The organism is Bradyrhizobium sp. (assembly GCF_049586575.1).
GTDB lineage: Bacteria > Pseudomonadota > Alphaproteobacteria > Rhizobiales > Xanthobacteraceae > Bradyrhizobium.
The window spans coordinates 1-2044 of the sequence record NZ_JBAVCF010000450.1 but is presented as its reverse complement, the minus strand read 5'-3'; the positions used below and the strand labels follow the sequence as shown (position 1 = coordinate 2044).

Below are 2044 nucleotides of genomic sequence, written 5' to 3'. Positions count from 1 at the left end.
ACCTGACGATCATGATCTCCGCCGTCGTCATCGCTTGCGTGATCATGTATGTTGCCTCGGGTCCGGTAGCGCGATTCGTCGCAGAGCATCCGACCACCAAAATGCTGGCACTGGCGTTTCTGGTTCTGATCGGCGTTGCACTGGTGGCCGACGGCTTCAAATTCCACATTCCGCGCGGCTATATCTACTTTGCGATCGCGTTTTCGGCGCTGGTGGAATTGTTCAACGTGCTGGCCCGAGGCAACCGGAGCAAAGGTTAATTCGTTAACCGATACCAGCGTCGCAAGTTGAGGCGCGCCGAGTTGACAAGGCGACCCCGTTGTCATTCGCTCACGGCAGCCGAAACACTTGAGGAGAACGACGATGACCAAGGCCGTGCGGGTGCACAAAATTGGCGGTCCGGAGGCCCTCGTCTATGAGGATACCGAGTTGCCTGCGCCAGGCCCTGGCGAGGTGCGCATTCGTCAGCATGCGGTCGGCCTGAATTTCATCGACACCTATTATCGCACCGGCCTCTACAAGGCGCCCGGGCTGCCGTTCATCGTCGGCAATGAGGCGGCGGGCGAGGTAGTATCGGTCGGCCCCGGCGTGACCAATTTTCATCCCGGCGACCGCGTCGCCTACTATGTGAATCTCGGCGCCTATGCGACCGAGCGCAACATTCCCTGGGAAAAACTCGTCAAGCTGCCCGATCACATCACCTACGAGCAGGGCGCAGTGCTGATGCTGAAAGGACTGACGGTCTGGTACCTCCTGCACAAGACCTTCAAGGTAGAACCGCATCACCGCGTCCTGATTCACGCCGCAGCCGGCGGCATTGGGCTGCTCGCTTGCCAATGGGCGAGGGCGCTCGGCGCGCACGTGATCGGCACCGTCGGCTCCAAGGCGAAGGCGGATCTTGCGCTCGCCAACGGCTGCGACCACGTCATCCTCTACAACGAGGAAGATTTCGTTGCGCGCGTCAAACAGATCAGCCGCAACGAATTGTGCGACGTGGTTTATGATGGCGTCGGCAAAACGACCTTTCCGGGCTCGCTGTCGTGCCTCAAGCCACGCGGCCTGTTCGTGAGCTTCGGCAGCGCGTCGGGGCCTGTCCCGCCATTCGCGATTGCCGAACTCAACAATCACGGCTCGCTGTTTGCGACCCGGCCGAAACTCAACGACTACATCGGCAAGCGCTCCGAACTGCTCGAGGGCGCCGACACGCTGTTTGCCGCCGTGATCAACGGCAAACTACACGTGCCGATCAACCATGCCTACGCGCTGAAGGACGCCGCCAAGGCCCATACCGATCTTGAGAGCCGCGCGACCACCGGCGCATCGATCCTCAAGCCATGAGGCTGATAAATTAGGCAACCCTGCGCGCGGCGCCCATCTTGATAAGCAGGGCGTCCAGGCAATCAATCATCAGGTCAATTTCCTGCCGCGTGACGTTGAGAGCCGGCATGAAGCGCAACGCATCGGGACGCGGTGCGTTCAAGAGCACGCCGTCGTCCAACGCCGCGGCCACGATCGATGCTGCGATCGGAACCTGCAGATCGAGCGCCAGCAACAATCCCCGCCCGCGAACCTCGCCGAGACCATGGCGCGCCGAGAGCCGCTGCAATTCGCTCTCCAGATAAAGCCCGGTCTCTGCTACCGCTTTCAGGAAGTTCGGGGTCGCGACTTGTTCGAGTACCGCCAGGCCCGCCGCGCACATCAGCGCGTTACCGTTGAAGGTGCCGCCCTGGTCGCCGTGTTCGAAGCAGGACACGGCCTCGGTGGCGAGCAGGGCCGCAAGCGGAACGCCGCCGCCGATGCCCTTGCCGAGCGTCATGATGTCGGGCGCGATTCCCTTATGCTCGTAGTGGAACAGCGTCCCGGTACGGCCCATTCCGGTCTGGATTTCATCGAAGATCAGCAACAGGCCGTGGGCTGCCGTCAGCGCCCGCAGATCGTGCATGAACTCGTCGCTCGCCGGCCGGACGCCGGCTTCGCCCTGAATCGGCTCCAGCATCACCGCGACCGTGCGTTCGTTGATCAACTGCTCGACGGAGGCCAGATC

3 protein-coding genes are annotated in these 2044 nt (G+C 62.0%); 2 read left to right on the top strand and 1 reads right to left on the bottom strand.

What is annotated here, in order from left to right:
* Together WB528_RS17585 and WB528_RS17580 are read left to right on the top strand one after the other, a co-directional pair.
* Positions 1 to 260 (top strand): TerC family protein (locus WB528_RS17585; RefSeq protein WP_423889678.1); only part of this gene is annotated, 260 nt, incomplete at its 5' end.
* A gap of 103 nt (positions 261 to 363) precedes the next feature.
* Positions 364 to 1338: a quinone oxidoreductase family protein gene (locus tag WB528_RS17580; RefSeq protein ID WP_423889677.1), complete on the top strand. Its 975-nt coding sequence runs from the start codon at positions 364 to 366 to the stop codon at positions 1336 to 1338.
* A 10-nt stretch (positions 1339 to 1348) separates the two neighbouring features.
* On the opposite strand, the gene WB528_RS17575 is transcribed toward WB528_RS17580, so the two are convergent.
* On the bottom strand, positions 1349 to 2044 hold a 696-nt coding region (locus WB528_RS17575), incomplete at its 5' end, for an aminotransferase class III-fold pyridoxal phosphate-dependent enzyme (protein WP_423889676.1).